This is a genomic window from Mannheimia sp. USDA-ARS-USMARC-1261 (genome assembly GCF_000521605.1).
GTDB classification, from domain to species: Bacteria; Pseudomonadota; Gammaproteobacteria; order Enterobacterales; family Pasteurellaceae; genus Mannheimia; species Mannheimia indoligenes.
Genome location: NZ_CP006942.1, coordinates 1,027,512 through 1,044,031 on the forward strand (window position 1 = coordinate 1,027,512; position 16,520 = coordinate 1,044,031).

The following is a 16,520-nucleotide window of genomic DNA, read 5'->3' on the forward strand; positions in this document are numbered from 1 at the left end:
CCGTTGATGATTTATCAAAGATTGAGCTCCTTTGAGTATTGCCTTGATAATGCAAATGCCCAAGATTGTGAATTTACTCTGATAAAATAAAAATGGGAGAATATAATTTCTCTTATTCTTTTTTCTATAAGTAGATGATTTCTGTTTTATCTTCTAAATGAACTGATTTTATACCAATAATTTTGTTACCCTTAGGGAAATCATTCATGGTCCTAAGATTCAGTAAAGATTGTGGAATAAATAAGTGATTGTCATTTATCAATGTGAGAGCAAAGACTCTGGTTTTAGTTCTAAGAGCTTTATCAAAAGAAAGGTTTAAATAAATTGCACCTGATGACAAAGTTATCTCTGGATTAATTAAAAAATCTATAGAAATTAAAACAGACAACTTTTGGAATGTTGTGCCATCATTTTTTATATAAACCTTATTTAGGTCTATTTGTTTTAATAAGGCAAGATTAAAAAATTCACTCGCACCGGGTTCATAATATATTCCGCACAAGTGCATAAAATTGCTTCTTTGAAAGATAACGGATGTACTTTCTTTTTCAGTACTATATATCATTTCTTTACTAAGAAAATGATCTTTGAAAAAGATTGCGGCATTTCTTATATGCTCTAAATTATACTCAAATTTTTTCAAGTCATTAATGCTTAGTTTTTTGTATCCAGTAAATTTATTAGTCATATTTGCTTCTTTCATAAAGTATTAAGCCCACAATTAAGTGGGCCTAAATGTTGGTTTATTCTGGTGTCTGCCACCGCTAGGCCTTTACATCCTAGATTAGTATCAGAGTTTTCTGGTGCCTGCCACCGCTAGGCCTTTACATCCTAGATTAATATCAGATTGACGATGAGCCAACAACTCATTGCGTTATTAAGGTAACGCCACCTTGACAATCAGATTATAATGATTATCTCCTAAAGTCAAGCTAGTATATATTATATTTGTAATCTAACCTGTAAAAAATATACTATAAAATCATTATCAGGCTTTACAAACTTGAAAGAATGTGTAAGATCAGGATCGTCTGGAATTCGGACAGAAAATCCTAGTGGATGTATTGGCTGGATACATCGTAGTAAGTGTGTATTTGCGAATATTATTTGAACAGTTCTACGCACTTGATTCAAAATCCGCCGCCCATAAAGCGTGTCGGTTCGAGTCCGACCACTGGCACCATTTCCAAATATCCTATTACCTAAATAGTTTTCTAACTATACTATTGCTCAAATCTACCCCGATAATTCTCATTTGCAAATATAAAGTAAATTTTATAAACTTTCGAAATTGAATTCACAATTTGTTATGACTTTATGAAAAGTTATCAAAACCTTGTATTTAGTTTGGGTGTAGTGGGATTTTCTGTTGTGTCTTATGCAGAGAAACCGGATTCTACTCAACAAAAAATTGATGTTGCAGAGCAACAACGCCAACAACAATATCAACAACATCAAGCTGAAAAATTAAATACAAAACCGGATGTGCGTCTTGACACTCGCATTGCTGAAAAACTCACTCTTTCTAACCAAGAATATCCTTGCTATCCCATCCATCAAATCACTTTAACCGATTATTTCTCCAGTTCTCCAGTGAGCCAATTCCAATGGGCATTTGATAAAGCAGCTAAAAGTCTCAAATTGAGCTTACCGCATTGTTTCGGTGGCGAAGGTTTAGGCATTTTAATGAAACAAGTTCAAAATGAAATTATCGGCAAAGGTTATGTAACTACTCGAGTTGTGGTTGAAGAGCAAGATTTACGCTCAGGTAAATTAATGCTAACCGTGATTAAAGGTAAAGTACGTAATACGATAGTGGTTGATAATGGCAATATTCCACGTTTTACCCCATTACACGCTTTCACCGGATTAACCTTTGCTTTAGGCGATATATTGAATATTCGAGATATTGAACAATCTCTGGAAAATTTAAAACGTGTGCCTACTGTTGAGGCAAATATTGAAATTCTCCCGAGCGAAAGTGGAAAAGCTGAAGTTTATGGCATGTCTGAGCCATTTAAGCCTAGCTATATTCCTTCTGTTACTGGAAATGCATTGGATAATTCATCCTCTAAAATGCTAGAAGGGTATTTGTTACCAGCAGAAGGAAATAAAAATGAGAAAGAATAGAGCTGTTACTTTTATTTATGTTTACCTATCTTTCTTTTGTGGTCTCAGTATTGGCTTACTAAGTCTGTCTGTAATTGGCATGGTTCTACATTTTATTTTATATGATAGCTGGAAGTTTAAATTGCCTGAATTAAGATACTTTATAAGTCAATTGATTCTTTCATTTTTTTAAGTGTATATTACATATGGAGCAGAAGGATTCATTGATGATATAAGCTGTAGGTCGGGTTGAGTTTACATCCCCCCGATAGGGCTATTTAATATAATTTACAAGCGGTTAATTATGTTGAGGATTTTGCAAATTTTAGCGGTAAATCAACCGCTTGTTTTGGCACGAGTGAGGACGCTCGAGCCATTGAAAGATGCAGAACTACTACCGCTTAGACCAAACATCAGAAGTGGGGAATGTCATTTCTGCGAAAGGGGGTATTAGAGCAGTGAGTGGCAACCATATTAACGGTTCGTCAATCGGATATTAGCAGGGCAGACATCGCACGCAATACACGCGGATCCGCATCTGTCGGACCGGGGCACATTAATAAACGCGGTGAAGGGTTAATTTCTCTGAATTGCATAATAGTTCCTATTTTGTTATATGAATTAAAAAAACTTATGGATTCTACAATAAAAATTTGTGATTACTCAATGTTTTTTTGATATGGAAAAATTTTGAGGATAGTACAATCAAGCGGTCATATTTTCGAAAAAGTTTGCAAATGAGATGAAAAGCCCTGAATAGTAATCAGGGCTTTGGAAGTTAGGCAAGGAGTTTTTGAATCAGAGAGGTATAGATATTCACGCCGGTTAAGAGTTGTTCTTCATCAAAATCAAATTCGGCTTGATGATGCTCGGCGGTTCTATCTGCTCCTATGATAAAGTAAATAGCTTTACCACCGTTTTCTTGCACTCGGCGACCGAGAATAGTGGCATCTTCGCTGGCGTTGAATGAATATTCCTTATCGCTACTGTGGATTTGTGGCTGAGCAATGGCAATTTCTTTAATGAGCGAAACCAGTTCGGCATCATTATTCATATCTACCGCCTCGCCCATAATTTCAGTTTCGTATTCCACGCCAAAACTCACCGCAATACCTTGGGCGATTTGCATCACTTGATCCACCATATATTGATTGATCTCTTTATTTTCACCTCGTACCTCAAGCTTGATTTCCGCATCGGCAGGGATCACATTGCGTCCAGAACCGGCTTTAAACACGCCGACATTAATTCGTGTCATACCACTACCGTGGCGGGAAATACCGTGCAGTTGGGTTACGGCGTGGGCGGCAGCCAGTAAGGAATTATGCCCTAAATGCGGAGCTGCCCCTGCGTGTGCTGGTTTGCCTTTGTAGCGAATATCAATTTTGGTGGTGGAAAGAAAGTTTTTCGGATCAGCTAACACTGTACCGGAATCAGCACAAAAACTGATATGTGAACCGGCAAAGTAATTGGCATCGTCAATCACACCGCTTGCGGCAATCGCAGCCGCACCACGCACGCCCTCTTCGGCGGGTTGGAACACGATTTTCACTTTGCCTTTGAGCTTATCTTTGTTTTCCATTAACCAATGAGCCACGCCTAAGCCGATGGTAATATGTCCATCGTGCCCACAAGCGTGCATTTCACCTTCGTTTACAGAGGCAAAACCAAGTTGATTGGCTCGGTGTTCGGGCGATTTTGTTTCGCTCACATCTACACAGTCAATATCAAAACGCAGAGCTACGGTCTTGCCCGGTTTGCCTGAATCAAACACTGCGACACAGCCTGTGTAGCCGTCCATTTTGTCTAACCATTTAGGGTTTCCCCCATAGTTAATGGCTCGTTGAATGCCTTTTTCCACAATCGCTTTATTGCGACCACGCACAAAATCCGGGTGGATGATCTCTTTACCTAATAAAATTTGAAAGCCGATTGCCTCTAAATAATCGGCAATTTTGCTGGTTGTCCAAAATTCACTCCAGCCGGTTTCCGGGAATTTGTGAAATTCACGGCGTAGTTCAATCAGTTTGTCTAATGAAAGGCTCATACTGTTCTCCTTATAAAAAAGCCCTTTACGCAGGGTAAAGGGCAATTCGGTTATAACATAAATAAGGCGAGGAATAGGGTCGCAAGGATCATTCCCGGTGCGGTTCGTTTAATCATTTCAACCGGGTTCACACCTGCGATACCGGCACACACAATAACCACACCTGCAATTGGCGAGGCGGTTCGACCAATTGCACCGGCAATCGCTGCTGCCATACCTAAATTAACGTGGGTATAGCCTAATTCGGTTGCGTGTGGGGTCACGGCGGTGTTAAAGGCAATCGCAGCGGCATCGCCTGAGCCTGTTACTACGCCCATTAGGAATGGGCCGATGGTTGAACCCCAACGTACAAATTCGTTTGAGTGTTTTAAGAATTCAATCGCAGAGTCAATCGCCCCTGTTGCTTTTAAACCTGCTACGAAAACGCCGGCGGCAATAATAATCCCTAATACATTCGCATAGGCATTACCCATACCGTTAAAGAATTCATTAGTGATTTTAGCCGGTGATGTGCGAGTAACAATTAAGCCGTAAATTGCACCGATTAACATCGCTTGAGGAACGCCCATTTTCGTCCAGTTCAACCAAGAGATTTGTTGTAAAGAAGTACCGCCAATCACCAAAATAACCAGTGGAATTAATGGAGCAATCGCAAATAAAAGGTTGGTTTTGGTTTCTGTGGTATGAGTGTGGGTTGCTTCAGCTAAATAAGCATCACGGTGCTCTTTGCCATAATCTTTTAAAATTAATGCAATGATAGTGAGCGTAACTGCACCAATCGCCCCTGCAATCATAGTGTAAGGTGCGTGAGAAAGGTTTACCTCAGTAATTGTTAAGCCTGACATTTCACTAATCATTGCTGAGTGAGAAGAACCAGGGCTCATCATTGAACCAAAAGTACCGGCAAGAATGGCTGCACCGGCAGTGGCTGGGCGAACACCGGCAGATTTTAACACCGGAATTAAGGTTGCCCCCACGGCAGCTGCACAACCAGCCGCTGATGGAATAGCAATGTTAATAAAGAAAGTGATGATGGTCGCAAACGGAATTAAGAAGAATTTTAATCCGGCTAACGGTTTGGTTAATAACTGAACCAAGTGAGAATCGCATTCTGTGTATTTCATCACATAAGCAAACCCCATACTTGAACAGATTGCCATAATCAAGCCGCCTGAAGTCATACTTTTTGCAAAGGCATCTAGGGCAGCCATCGGTTGGAGGGTTAAAAGTGCCATACCTAAACCTATTGCAATTAACACCGTTCGTGTTTCGTACTTTTTGATGAGCAAATAGACGGTGGCAATAATTCCGACTATTGCAATAATAAGGTTGAACGTTTGCATAAATATCTCCTTAGTAAGTAAAAATTGAATTTGGCTCAAAGGTTTTGAGTTGCATATCTCGGCTAAATTGTAATGCAGAATTTTCGCCTAAAACGACCGCTTGAGAGCCTTCGAACTGCAAGGCTGTGCCTTCTGGTAATCCATAAACTAATGCGGTTGGGTTCACAATCAGAAATTCGGCTAATCGTTCTTCACGACTTTCGCCATTATGCCCCGGTATTTTGCCGGAAATAAAATGCGGATTAATTTGATGAGGGAATAAATTTAATGCTTGGAAGGACGGCGGATAAGTAATCGGCATATCGTTAGTCGTCATAATTGAGCTACCTGCCACGTTTGCTCCGGCACTCCAACCAAAATACGGCGTGCCATTTTCTACTTTTCGACGAATGCACTCTAGGACATTGTTTTCATACATTTGCTTAAGTAAACAAAAAGTATTGCCTCCACCCACTGCAATCACATCTGCCTGTTCAATAATATCGGTATGCTTGTTGCCACGATGTACAGAGATAATTTCAAGATCCAAATCTGCTAAAGCAGCTTTTACGGTACTTTCATATTCATCATAGCTACGTCTTACACCTGCATAAGGCAGAAAGGCGACTTTTTTGCCCCGATAATCCGCTAAAAAAGTTTTCAGCCAAGGAATGCAATGCACTAAATATTCGGTGTTTTTATATTTAGAACCACTCATTAATAACATTTTTTTCATCGCCATCTCCTTTTATCTCGTTTGAAATATGTGAATAAATTTTGATACAGATAAATATTTTTATACCTCAGTGTGGTTATAATTATAACGAGATTACATTAAAAAGGGGTGATTTATGTCAATTAATATGCAAAGAATCCAACAAATTTTTGCTGGTTTAGCCAGTTTCACATCGGTAGAAAATGAAATTACCCGTTTGGCATTTACCCAAGAAGATATTGCTGCCCGAGATTATGTGATTGAGCTTTGCAAAAAGTATGATTTAACGGTAAAAATTGACCCAATCGGTAATGTGTTTATTCGCCGAAAAGGTGTTGAAGATAATCTACCGGCTGTAGCTTTCGGATCGCATATTGATACGGTAGTGAATGCCGGTAAATTTGACGGTACTTTAGGCACGATCGCGGGGCTGGAAACCCTTTTTCAACTTTGCGAACAGAATATCCAAACCCGTTATCCGCTCGAATTGATTATTTTTACCTGTGAAGAATCCAGCCGTTTTAATTATGCTACGCTTGACAGTAAAGTGATGTGTGGAATAGCGGATCAAGCTACTCTCAGCAAATTAAAAGACAGACAGGGTTTAGGCGTAGAACAAGCCTTAAGCGATATCGGCTTAGACTTTAACAAAGTAAATGATGCTAAACGTAGTGGCTCAGAGTTTAAATGCTTTTTAGAACTGCATATTGAGCAAGGTCCAAGATTGGAAAATGAACAGAAAACTATTGGCATTGTAAGCGGCATTGCCGCTCCAATTCGGGCGATTGTCAAAATCAAAGGGCAAGCGGATCATTCTGGGGCAACGGCAATGCACTACCGCCACGATGCTTTACTTGGGGCAGCTGAACTCGCTCTCGAATTAGAACAAGCAGCGATTCAAGCAGGTCATTCAACGGTGGCGACAGCAGGTAATTTAACTGCAAAACCGGGGGTAATGAATGTAGTGCCGGGCTATGCAGAATTATTGGTGGATATTCGTGGCATTCATACACAAGCCAGAGAATCGGTATTTATCGCTCTTCAAAATAAAATTAAAGAGGTGGAGCAAAAACGCGGTTTAGAGATTGAATTACAGCTTATTTCAAAAGATCAGCCTATCGTGCTACCGACAGAAATGGTGGAGCATTTAACTCAAGTTACCGAAAATTTAGGTTACAGCTATGAAATTATGCCAAGTGGGGCAGGGCATGATGCCATGCATATGACAACGTTTTGTCCAACAGGAATGTTGTTTGTGCCGTCACATTTAGGCATCAGTCACAACCCGCTTGAGTTTACCGAATGGAAAGATATTGAAGCCGGCATTCGAGTATTACAACAAGCAGTACTTTCCCAAGCCGAAATTATCTAACCCTCATTTTACAAGCGGTTGTTTTTTGCAAAAATTTTACTAAAAACAACCGCTTGTTCTCTCTTGTTTTGCTTTGCAAAACCTTGTATTTCAAGTACAATTCTCCGATTAATTTTTCGATAAACAAACAACAAAACAGGACATTAACTGCCCGATGAAAATGCAAAATATTCGTAACTTTTCGATTATCGCCCATATTGACCACGGTAAATCGACTTTATCAGACCGCTTAATTCAAACTTGTGGCGGCTTATCAGACCGTGAGATGGAAGCTCAGGTGTTAGATTCAATGGATCTTGAGCGTGAACGTGGAATTACCATTAAAGCACAAAGCGTAACTTTAAATTATAAAGCGAAAGACGGTGAAACTTATCAGCTGAACTTTATCGACACCCCAGGGCACGTGGATTTCTCGTATGAAGTTTCTCGCTCGCTTGCCGCTTGTGAAGGGGCATTATTGGTCGTCGATGCTGGGCAGGGCGTTGAGGCTCAAACTTTAGCTAACTGCTATACCGCAATCGAAATGGATTTAGAGGTTGTGCCGATTTTAAACAAGATCGACTTACCGGCGGCTGAACCTGAGCGTGTGGCAGAAGAGATCGAAGATATTGTAGGGATCGATGCGATTGATGCGGTTCGTTGTTCGGCAAAAACCGGCTTAGGGATTGAAGATGTTTTAGAAGAAATCGTGAAGAAAATTCCTGCACCGGAAGGCGAGCCTGAAGCACCACTACAAGCCTTGATTATTGACTCTTGGTTCGACAACTATTTAGGCGTTGTCTCTTTGGTGCGTGTGAAAAATGGCGTGCTGAAAAAAGGCGATAAAATCAAAGTGATGAGTACAGGGCAATCTTATAACGTAGATCGTCTCGGTATTTTCACCCCAAAACAAGTGGATACAACTGAACTAAAAACCGGTGAAGTAGGTTGGGTAGTTTGTGCGATTAAAGATATTTTAGGCGCGCCGGTGGGCGATACTTTAACCCATCACCATAATTCCGCTACCGAAGTATTACCGGGCTTTAAGAAAGTAAAACCGCAGGTTTATGCAGGTTTGTTCCCGATTTCATCAGACGATTACGAGGCCTTCCGTGATGCTTTGGGTAAATTAAGCCTAAATGATGCCTCATTATTCTACGAGCCGGAAACCTCAAGTGCGTTAGGTTTTGGTTTCCGTTGTGGTTTCTTGGGCTTGTTGCATATGGAGATTATCCAAGAGCGTTTAGAGCGTGAATACGACTTGGATTTAATCACCACCGCCCCAACGGTAGTCTATGAAGTGGTGCAAACAGACGGCGAAACCATTTATGTGGATAGCCCGTCTAAACTCCCTGCAATCAACAATATTGCAGAAATTCGTGAGCCGATTGCAGAGTGTAATATGCTTGTGCCACAAGAGTTCTTAGGCAACGTAATTACTCTTTGTGTGGAAAAACGTGGCGTGCAAACCAATATGGTGTATCACGGCAATCAAATTGCATTAACTTATGAGATCCCGATGGGCGAAGTGGTGTTAGATTTCTTCGACCGCTTAAAATCGACTTCTCGTGGTTATGCGTCATTAGATTACGGATTCAAACGTTTCCAAACTGCCGATATGGTGCGTGTGGATATTATGATCAACGGCGAGCGTGTGGATGCGTTGGCGATTATCGTCCACCGTGCCAATGCGGCTTATCGTGGACGTGAGTTAGTGGAAAAAATGCGTGAATTGATTCCACGCCAACAATTTGATATTGCGATTCAAGCCGCAATCGGCAACCACGTCATTGCCCGTTCAACGGTTAAACAGTTGCGTAAAAACGTATTGGCGAAATGTTACGGTGGTGATGTAAGCCGTAAGAAGAAACTTCTACAAAAACAAAAAGAGGGTAAAAAACGAATGAAATCTCTCGGTAACGTAGAAGTACCACAAGAAGCGTTCTTAGCGATTTTACACGTTGGCAAAGAGTAATTTGCAAAATTAATGCGGAATTAAACCGCTTGTAAGCGGTCATATTTTCAGGATTTTTTGCAAAAACAAAACGTAGGGGCGAATCATTATTCGCCCCCACAAAACAGAGAGGAAATCAAATGGCACAATTTATGCCGATTATTTTTCTAGGCATTATTTACGGTATTTGGAAATGGTTGGATTCAATGCAACTGCCGAATACTATTTCGATCATTTTAGTGGCGTTGGTATTGATTTGCGGCGGCTTTTGGGCATTTTACAAATTCAGTGCCGATCCAAGACGTAAACAGGCAATTGCTCAACAGCAAAAACGCTTAGGCAGAGCATTAACCGCTGAAGAAATGGCAGAAATTCAGCCAAAATCGGCAGTGGGCGAATTTTTTGCCTCGCTTTTCGGCATTTTATTCTTTGTTACCATACTTCGCTCGTTCTTATTTGAACCGTTCCAAATCCCAAGTGGCTCAATGGAACCTACACTACGAGTAGGCGATTTCTTAGTGGTGAATAAATTCAGTTATGGTATTAAAGATCCGATTTGGCAAAATACTTTAATTGAAACCGGTAAGCCGGAGCGTGGTGATGTAATTGTATTTAAAGCACCGGCACAACCGCATATTGATTATATTAAACGAGTGGTTGCAGTAGGGGGCGATAAACTAAAATATGATTTTGCCACCCAGCAATTAACAATTACCAAAGCAAATGGTGAAACTAAGGTATTTGAATACAGCGAAGGCAAGCCAAACCCTGAGTTCTTCTATCACGGTGAAATGCAAGTGGAACGTATGGAAAAAGGTGATGTTACGCATCAAATTTTAAATCACCCGATGGCGTTTAACTATGCTCCTTATTTCTACAAGCAAGAAGGTCAAGCAGAAGGCGAGTGGATTGTGCCAGAAGGACATTACTTTGTAATGGGCGATAACCGTGATAACAGTGAAGATAGCCGTTTTTGGGGCTTTGTACCTGAGAAAAACATTGTAGGTAAAGCAACTTTTATCTGGCTCAGCTTAGATAAAAAAGCAAACGAGTTCCCTACAGGGCTTCGTTTTTCTAGAATGTTTACTACTATTCAATAATGTCGTGTAGGGGCGAATTGTAATTCGCCCCTAAGTCTTTAATAAATAAAGAATTTATGCAACTCGAACGATTACAGAAAAAATTAGGTTATCAATTTCATAACCTTGATTACCTCACTCAAGCCTTAACGCACCGTAGTGCGGCGGCGAAAAATAATGAACGCCTTGAATTTTTGGGCGATTCGATTTTAAATTTTACTATCGGCAAAGCGTTATACGATAAATTCCCTAAAGCGAACGAGGGAGAATTAAGCCGTATGCGGGCAACGCTTGTGCGTGAACAAACCTTAGCCATTATTGCCCGTAAATTTGATTTAGGCGAATATCTAAAATTAGGTCCGGGTGAGCTAAAAAATGGCGGACATCGCAGAGAATCTATTTTATCGGACTGTGTAGAAGCCATAATTGCAGCTATCTATTTAGATCAAGATATGGATCAGGCAATGGCAAAAGTGATGGATTGGTATGCGGATTTATTAAAAGAAATCAGCCCAGACGATTCACAAAAAGACCCAAAAACCCGCCTGCAAGAGTTTTTACAAGGCAGAAAATTGCCCTTGCCTGAATATGATGTATTAGATATTAAAGGCGAAGCCCACAACCAAACTTTCCGTGTTACTTGCAAAGTGATCAATCTCGATGAAATTTTTATCGGCACCGGCACGAGTCGCCGTAAAGCCGAACAAAACGCAGCAGAAAAAGTATTAGCGGTAATTAAAACAAAGAAATAACGAATTCCCTTCTTTCTAAAGAAGGGGATCTATATGAAAGGAAAACCAAATGACAGAACAAAACCAAATTCCAACCAAAACCTACTGTGGCTTTATTGCCATTGTTGGTCGCCCGAATGTTGGGAAATCGACTTTATTGAACAAAATTTTAGGGCAAAAAATTTCAATCACCTCACGCAAAGCACAAACCACTCGCCACCGTATTGTCGGTATTCACACTGAAGATCAATACCAAGCGATTTATGTGGACACTCCGGGACTTCATATTGAAGAAAAACGTGCCATTAACCGTTTAATGAACCGTGCAGCAAGCTCGGCGATTGGCGATGTGGATTTAATCATTTTTGTCGTTGAAGGCACAAAATGGACGGATGACGATGAAATGGTGTTGAACAAGCTCCGCTCGGCAAAAGCCCCGGTGTTGTTGGCGATCAACAAAATCGACAATATCAAAGAAAAAGAAGAGTTGTTGCCACATATTACCGAGCTTTCACAAAAATTTGATTTCGCAGAAATCCTCCCGATTTCGGCTCAACGTGGTAAAAACGTCCATATTCTGCAAAAATTTGTACGTGAATCGTTACGCCCGGGCGAGCATCATTTCCCTGAAGAGTACGTAACAGACCGTTCCCAACGCTTTATGGCATCGGAAATTATCCGTGAAAAATTAATGCGTTTCACCGGTGAAGAATTGCCTTATTCGGTAACGGTAGAAATTGAACAATTTAAAATGAACGAGCGTGGTGTGTATGAGATCAATGGCTTAATTTTGGTTGAGCGTGATGGTCAGAAAAAAATGGTTATCGGTGCCGGCGGTCAAAAAATCAAAACCATTGGTATTGAAGCCCGTAAAGATATGGAACGCCTGTTTGATAACCAAGTCCACCTTGAGCTTTGGGTGAAAGTTAAAGCTGGCTGGGCTGATGACGAAAGAGCGTTGAGAAGTTTGGGGTATATGGAAGAGTAGGCTTCTTTAACTTTCATTCGTAAAATTAAGATTGTATCAAATCTCCCCTAACCCCTCTTTTCTAAAGAGGGGGATTAGATCCCCATAAATTTTAAATTCATCTTTCTACCTGAGTTGTTAAATAGGGAAATGACTTACAAATAGACTTTGTACGATCTCCCCTCTTTAGCAAAGAGGGGGGGAGATTTGGCAGAAGTATTACAGCCTCATAATTTATAAGACATTATGACCACAGACCAATGGCAACGAGCCTTTGTGCTTCATCGCCGAGAATACAGCGAAAGTAGTTTGCTTGTGGATTTCTTTACGGAACATCACGGACGGATCACACTACTTGCTAAAGGAGCAAGGCGGGCTCGTTCGCCGTTGAAAGCGGTGTTGCAGCCGTTTACGCCATTGTTGTTGCGTTGGACGGGAAAAGGGGATCTGAAAACCCTCACTAAAGCAGAGCCGGCAGCACTTACTTTACCGATGGAAACAATCGCTCTTTATAGTGGTTTCTATATCAATGAAGTGCTTGCAAGAGTATTGGAAAATCAGACCGCTTACCCAGAACTCTTTCTGCATTATTTACATTGTATGACGGCACTAGCCACTCAAGATCGGGTTGAGCCGATTTTACGTACCTTTGAATTTCATACCCTCAAAGCATTGGGCTATGGGGTGGATTTTACCCACTGTGCGGCAACAGGTTTACCGGTTGATCCGAATATGAGCTATCAATTCAGAGAAAATGAAGGCTTTATTGCCTCGCTACTTCAAAATAACCACAGTTTTTTAGGGCGTGATTTACTGGCATTTTCTCAGCTTGATTTTTCAGAAAAAGCAACCCAACAAGCGGCAAAACGGTTTACCCGTATTGCATTAAAACCCTATTTAGGTTCTCAGCCACTCAAAAGCCGAGAACTTTTTCAAGCAATCTTGCCTAATAAAGTGAAAAGCGGTTAGTTTTGTTAAATTTTTTGCAAATTTTCAGTAAAATATAACCGCTTGTAACAATAACAATTATCTCAAGGAAATATTATGTCAAACCATCTTACCGAGCACCGTTTTATCGATTTCCCTATTCACGCTAATGTCCTGAATGCGTTGGATAGTAAAGGTTTCGAGTTCTGTACGCCAATTCAAGCGAAAACCTTTCCGATTACCTTAAAAGGTAATGACATTGCAGGACAAGCCCAAACGGGTACAGGGAAAACGCTTGCCTTTTTAATTGCGACCTTTAACCACTTATTAAATAATGAAATTGAAACGGCAAAAAATCAACCTAGAGCTTTAATTCTTGCTCCCACTCGTGAATTGGCGGTACAAATTGGGGCGGATGCACAGTTATTTTTACAACATTGTGATCTTAAACTTGCCCTTGCCTATGGTGGAGATGGCTACGATAAGCAGGTGCAAGAAATTGAAAAAGGTGTAGATATTCTTGTTGGTACAACAGGTCGAGTGATTGATTATGTAAAACAAGGCATTATCAACTTAAATAACATTCAAGTGATAGTACTAGATGAAGCAGATCGAATGTTCGATCTTGGCTTTATTAAAGATATCCGCTATTTAATGCGAAAAGCCCCTAAGCCTTCTGAGCGTTTAACGTTGCTTTTTTCTGCCACTTTATCGGCAAAAGTGCGAGAGCTTGCTTATGAAGATATGGATAATGCCGAATACATCGAAATTGAACCACTGCAACGTACAGGTCATCGCATTAAAGAAGAGCTTTTTTATCCGTCAAATGAAGATAAAATGGCATTATTATTAACCTTATTGGAAGAAGAGTGGCCGGAACGCTGTATGATTTTTGCCAACACCAAGCACAAGTGTGAGGAAATTTGGCAATATTTAGCAGCAGATGGTCATCGGGTTGGTATGCTAACGGGTGATATTCCGCAGAAAAAACGTCTGTCGTTGCTGGATAATTTCACTAAAGGCAATTTGGATATTTTAGTTGTAACTGATGTGGCTGCTCGTGGATTACATATTCCGGATGTAACGCACGTTTTTAATTACGATTTGCCTGATGATAAAGAAGATTACGTTCACCGTATTGGCAGAACGGGTCGAGCAGGGGAAAGTGGGCATTCAATCAGCTTTGCTTGTGAGCGTTACGCGGTAAATTTACCAGCTATTGAAGAGTATATCGGACATCAAATTCCGGTCAGCCAATATGATAAGGAGTCTTTATTTGATTTGCCGAAAGTGAATCGTCCAAGAAGTAAAAGTCCTTTTGTTGCAAAGAAAAATAATCGTAATGGTTGGAATAAATAGAGCTATGAATACCATTAAGTTTGCTAAATATCTATGTTGCTTAGTATTGCTGACTGGCTGTAAGAACCTAGAGCAGTTTGAGGAAGATTGGTTATCTTCGGCAGAATCGGTTAATCGTCATTCATCAGCTAAGATTACAACGAAAAAAGAGCGTAATATAGGATTAAATCCGACGGTTAAAGCTAGTCAAAATAAATTACCTATAGTTAATCAAACTGTTGTAAATAAACGGATAAATACGACCGCTTGTAAAGACAGTGATGATTGGTATTTAGATGGCTATCGTGTAGGGAAATCATTCCGTGCACAGAAAAACCAAATGTTAGAACAACGAAGTAGATACTGTGGCTATAATGTAAAAGAGTTACCTTCTCATTATTATCATAATTGGGATAGAGGTTTCCGCATTGGCATTAAAAGTTAATTTTAGACGAAAGAGAATCAAAAATGGGTTTATATAATATTGCTCAAACAGAATCGGGCAAAGTCATCTCACTTAACGCAAAAATGGCGAACCGACACGGTTTAGTGGCTGGGGCGACAGGTACAGGTAAAACAGTTACGTTACGAAAATTAGCGGAAGCCTTTAGTGATGATGGTGTGCCGGTATTTTTAGTGGATGTAAAAGGCGACCTTTCAGGTTTAGTACAAGCGGGCAGTTTTTCCGGAAAAATTGCAGAACGCATTGAGATGTTCAACTTAGGTGGAGAGGATTACTTAAACGGTTATCCTGTCTCATTTTGGGACGTGTTTGGTGAATCGGGCATTCCGCTTCGTACCACGATTTCCGAAATGGGACCGATGCTACTTTCCCGTTTACTTAACTTAAACGATACCCAAGAAGGTTTATTAAATCTTGTTTTCCGTGTAGCAGATGATCGTGGATTGCTATTGATTGATTTAAAAGATTTGCGTGCTTTACTTAAATTTGTGGCAGATAATGCGAAAGAATTCCAAGTGGAATACGGCAATGTATCAGCAGCAAGTGTCGGTGCGATTCAACGAGCATTATTAAGACTTGAAAACGAAGGGGCGGATAATTTATTTGGCGAACCTGCACTAGATTTACACGATTGGATGCAAACCCGCAATGGGCGTGGTGTAATCAATATTTTAAATTCGGAAAAATTAATTAATTCTCCAAGAATGTACGGTGCTTTCTTACTGTGGTTTATGGCAGAATTATTTGAAAATTTACCTGAAGTTGGCGATCCTGAAAAACCAAAATTTGTGCTTTTCTTTGACGAAGCTCACTTATTATTTGATGATGCCCCTAAAGCATTAGTAGATAAAATTGAACAGGTGGTTCGCTTAATTCGTTCTAAAGGTGTTGGGGTTTATTTTGTTACGCAAAACCCACTCGACTTACCCGATTCTGTGCTAGGGCAGCTCGGTAATCGTATTCAACACGCCTTGCGAGCTTTCACGCCTCGTGATCAAAAAGCAGTGAAATCAGCGGCGGAGACCTTCCGTGCCAATAAAGAGGTAAATGTAGTAGAAGCTATTACTCAACTTGGTGTAGGGCAAGCGTTGGTTTCGGTGTTAGATGAAAAAGGAATGCCAACACCTGTTGAAATTGCCTATATCTATCCGCCAAAAAGCCAGCTATCTCCATTAGCTACAGGAGAACGTGATGCTTTAGTGAAACAGGATGATCTGTATCATCATTACAGCCAGTATGTAGATAATGAATCAGCGTTTGAATTGCTTAATGCTAAAGCTGAACAAGTGAAAGCCGAGCAAGCTGCTGTGGAAGACGAAAATAACGATTTCTTAGGTGGCATTATCTCTTCGATTTTTGGCTCGAAGAAGAAAAAAGATCAATCTATTACCGAACAAGTGGTTAGCCAAGTGGCACATTCAGTTGGTAGAAATTTACGCAACCAAGTAACCAAGCAAATTATGCGTGGCATTTTAGGAGCGATCACCAAAAAATAAATTGCAAATTTTAAGAAGAAT

The 16,520-nt window shown here is 40.4% G+C and carries 13 protein-coding genes and 1 pseudogene; 10 read left to right on the forward strand and 4 right to left on the reverse strand.

Annotation, left to right across the window (positions count from 1 at the left end):
• Positions 1 to 124: 124 nt before the first annotated feature.
• A complete protein-coding gene (locus X781_RS05055) occupies positions 125 to 703 on the reverse strand; it encodes a PBECR4 domain-containing protein (protein ID WP_038643926.1) in 579 nt (192 codons plus the stop codon).
• Positions 704 to 1,317: 614 nt separating this feature from the next.
• On the opposite strand from X781_RS05055, the pseudogene X781_RS05060 reads away from it, so the two are divergent.
• Positions 1,318 to 2,076, forward strand: a pseudogene (locus tag X781_RS05060) (POTRA domain-containing protein); the annotation flags it as partial.
• Positions 2,077 to 2,887: 811 nt separating this feature from the next.
• Here the strand turns inward: X781_RS05060 and X781_RS05070 are convergent.
• From X781_RS05070 to pepE, 3 genes are read right to left on the reverse strand one after another with little or no spacing between them, the layout of a single operon-like run.
• The gene (locus X781_RS05070) at positions 2,888 to 4,156 is read right to left on the reverse strand and encodes a M20 family metallo-hydrolase (protein ID WP_025235810.1); all 1,269 of its coding nucleotides are present in this window, start codon (positions 4,154 to 4,156) and stop codon (positions 2,888 to 2,890) included.
• A gap of 50 nt (positions 4,157 to 4,206) precedes the next feature.
• Complete coding sequence (gene dcuC / locus X781_RS05075) at positions 4,207 to 5,499, reverse strand: C4-dicarboxylate transporter DcuC (RefSeq protein ID WP_025235811.1); 1,293 nt, start codon at positions 5,497 to 5,499, stop codon at positions 4,207 to 4,209.
• Positions 5,500 to 5,509: 10 nt separating this feature from the next.
• Entirely contained in the window at positions 5,510 to 6,214 is a 705-nt protein-coding gene (pepE, locus tag X781_RS05080; RefSeq protein WP_025235812.1) for a dipeptidase PepE, read from the reverse strand.
• Positions 6,215 to 6,329: 115 nt separating this feature from the next.
• Here pepE and X781_RS05085 point away from each other — a divergent pair, with 115 nt between their 5' ends.
• From X781_RS05085 to X781_RS05125, 9 genes are all read left to right on the forward strand, one after another.
• A complete protein-coding gene (locus tag X781_RS05085; protein WP_025235813.1) occupies positions 6,330 to 7,565 on the forward strand; it encodes a Zn-dependent hydrolase in 1,236 nt (411 codons plus the stop codon).
• 160 nt (positions 7,566 to 7,725) lie between these two features.
• The gene (gene lepA / locus X781_RS05090) at positions 7,726 to 9,519 is read left to right on the forward strand and encodes a translation elongation factor 4 (protein WP_025235814.1); all 1,794 of its coding nucleotides are present in this window, start codon (positions 7,726 to 7,728) and stop codon (positions 9,517 to 9,519) included.
• Between the two features lie 119 nt (positions 9,520 to 9,638).
• Positions 9,639 to 10,598, forward strand: coding sequence for a signal peptidase I (gene lepB, locus X781_RS05095; protein ID WP_025235815.1), 960 nt, complete (start codon positions 9,639 to 9,641; stop codon positions 10,596 to 10,598).
• 56 nt (positions 10,599 to 10,654) lie between these two features.
• Complete coding sequence (gene rnc / locus X781_RS05100) at positions 10,655 to 11,329, forward strand: ribonuclease III (protein ID WP_025235816.1); 675 nt, start codon at positions 10,655 to 10,657, stop codon at positions 11,327 to 11,329.
• A 49-nt stretch (positions 11,330 to 11,378) separates the two neighbouring features.
• Positions 11,379 to 12,296, forward strand: a complete 918-nt coding sequence (gene era / locus X781_RS05105) for a GTPase Era (RefSeq protein ID WP_025235817.1) — start codon at positions 11,379 to 11,381, stop codon at positions 12,294 to 12,296.
• Positions 12,297 to 12,521: 225 nt separating this feature from the next.
• The gene (gene recO / locus X781_RS05110; RefSeq protein WP_025235818.1) at positions 12,522 to 13,244 is read left to right on the forward strand and encodes a DNA repair protein RecO; all 723 of its coding nucleotides are present in this window, start codon (positions 12,522 to 12,524) and stop codon (positions 13,242 to 13,244) included.
• A gap of 75 nt (positions 13,245 to 13,319) precedes the next feature.
• Positions 13,320 to 14,561: an ATP-dependent RNA helicase RhlB gene (gene rhlB, locus X781_RS05115; RefSeq protein WP_025235819.1), complete on the forward strand. Its 1,242-nt coding sequence runs from the start codon at positions 13,320 to 13,322 to the stop codon at positions 14,559 to 14,561.
• Between the two features lie 4 nt (positions 14,562 to 14,565).
• Positions 14,566 to 14,985: a hypothetical protein gene (locus tag X781_RS12510; protein WP_235068794.1), complete on the forward strand. Its 420-nt coding sequence runs from the start codon at positions 14,566 to 14,568 to the stop codon at positions 14,983 to 14,985.
• A gap of 23 nt (positions 14,986 to 15,008) precedes the next feature.
• Entirely contained in the window at positions 15,009 to 16,499 is a 1,491-nt protein-coding gene (locus tag X781_RS05125) for a helicase HerA-like C-terminal domain-containing protein (protein ID WP_025235821.1), read from the forward strand.
• Positions 16,500 to 16,520 lie beyond the last annotated feature (21 nt).

Bases quoted from the DNA above. Each gene is read 5' to 3' on its own strand.
- recO (WP_025235818.1), top strand. From the start codon at position 12,522: ATGACCACAGACCAATGGCAACGAGCCTTTGTGCTTCATCGCCGAGAA.
- pepE (WP_025235812.1), bottom strand. From the start codon at position 6,214: ATGAAAAAAATGTTATTAATGAGTGGTTCTAAATATAAAAACACCGAA.
- lepA (WP_025235814.1), top strand. From the start codon at position 7,726: ATGCAAAATATTCGTAACTTTTCGATTATCGCCCATATTGACCACGGT.
- lepB (WP_025235815.1), top strand. From the start codon at position 9,639: ATGGCACAATTTATGCCGATTATTTTTCTAGGCATTATTTACGGTATT.
- X781_RS05070 (WP_025235810.1), bottom strand. From the start codon at position 4,156: ATGAGCCTTTCATTAGACAAACTGATTGAACTACGCCGTGAATTTCAC.
- X781_RS05125 (WP_025235821.1), top strand. From the start codon at position 15,009: ATGGGTTTATATAATATTGCTCAAACAGAATCGGGCAAAGTCATCTCA.
- X781_RS05055 (WP_038643926.1), bottom strand. From the start codon at position 703: ATGAAAGAAGCAAATATGACTAATAAATTTACTGGATACAAAAAACTA.
- X781_RS12510 (WP_235068794.1), top strand. From the start codon at position 14,566: ATGAATACCATTAAGTTTGCTAAATATCTATGTTGCTTAGTATTGCTG.
- dcuC (WP_025235811.1), bottom strand. From the start codon at position 5,499: ATGCAAACGTTCAACCTTATTATTGCAATAGTCGGAATTATTGCCACC.
- X781_RS05085 (WP_025235813.1), top strand. From the start codon at position 6,330: ATGTCAATTAATATGCAAAGAATCCAACAAATTTTTGCTGGTTTAGCC.
- era (WP_025235817.1), top strand. From the start codon at position 11,379: ATGACAGAACAAAACCAAATTCCAACCAAAACCTACTGTGGCTTTATT.
- rhlB (WP_025235819.1), top strand. From the start codon at position 13,320: ATGTCAAACCATCTTACCGAGCACCGTTTTATCGATTTCCCTATTCAC.
- rnc (WP_025235816.1), top strand. From the start codon at position 10,655: ATGCAACTCGAACGATTACAGAAAAAATTAGGTTATCAATTTCATAAC.